The following is a 1,291-nucleotide window of genomic DNA, read 5'->3' on the forward strand; positions in this document are numbered from 1 at the left end:
GCCGGCGGCCGGTCGGGCCGTGGTGCCGCCGCCGGAGTCGGCGAGGCGCACGGCGAGGTCGTCGAGGTGGGTGAGCAGTTCCTCCGGCGGCAGGTCGAGGTCGGCGAGGGTCTGCACCGCGGTGCGCAGGCGGCCCATGGTGGCGGTGGCGTCCAGGCCGTGCCCGGCCACGTCGCCGACCACGAAGGCGACCTGCGCGGAGGACAGCGCGATGACGTCGTACCAGGTGCCGCCGGTGCCGGCGGCGGTGCCCGCCGGCACGTAGATGCCGGCCGTGTCGGCGGCGCTGGTCTCCACGACGTGCTGCGGCAGCAGGCTGCGCTGGAGGGCTTCGACCGAGCGGTGTTCGCGGGTGTATCGGCGCGCGTTGTCCACGCTGAGCGCGGCGCGGGAGCAGATCTCCTCGGCGAGCGCGGCGTCCTGTGCGGTGAACCCGGCGTGCGGGCCGGTGCGCCACAGGGCGACCGCGCCGAGCACCAGGCCACGGGCCCGCAGCGGCACCACCAGCAGGGAGGTGGCCGCGTCCGCCAGGACCAGGCGGGTCCGCCGCCGGTCACCGCCCAGCCGTGCCCGCAGCCCCGCCAGGTCGGAGGTGAACACCGGGGTGCCGCGACGCAGCCGGTCGCTCTCGACGTCCTCGAGGCGGAACGTCTCCCCCACGGCGTACAGCTCCTTGGGCCAGGGGCCCTCGACGGTCGCGGCGGCGACCCGCTGGAGGAGGGCTCCGGTGCGGAAGTCACCGGGTTCCTCACCGACGACGACGGTCTCGGTGAGGTCGACGGCGGCCAGGTCGGCGAGGCCCGACACCAGTACGCGGGTGAGTTCCCCGGCGTTGCTGGTGACGTTCAGGCTGCGCCCGATGCGTTCGGACGCGGCGTGCAGCAGCGCGAGCCGCCGCCGGGCGGCGAGCTGCTCGGTGACGTCGTTGCACATGCTCGCCACGCCGATGACGCGTCCGGCCGCGTCGCTGAGCGGGTACGCCGCCAGTGAGACGACCCGGTCGGACCGGGGGTCCTCGAGCGGGCGCGCGGGGTGTTCCCAGCCGGTGAGCCGCTCACCGGTCTCGACGACCGTCCGCAGCCGGGCCAGCAGGGCTTCCCGGTCCTCGGCGACGAGCGGCCCGGGCGAGTGGTTGCGTCGCACGGTGCGCAGCTCGCCGTCGTGGATGGCGAAGCCGACGTGGGACTGGTCGAACAGTTCGCGGACCAGCGCCTGCTCCTGCTCCGCGAGGCGCGCCCGGTCGAGTGCGGCGAGCGTCACCAGCAGGCCGCCGTCGGCAGCGGGGCGGGCC

At 75.8% G+C, this 1,291-nt stretch carries 1 protein-coding gene; it reads right to left on the minus strand.

What is annotated here, in order from left to right:
* Positions 1-1,291 (minus strand): SpoIIE family protein phosphatase (locus tag ACYVE9_RS27260; protein ID WP_461030558.1); only part of this gene is annotated, 1,291 nt, incomplete at both ends.

This window comes from Streptomyces sparsus (assembly GCF_054776295.1).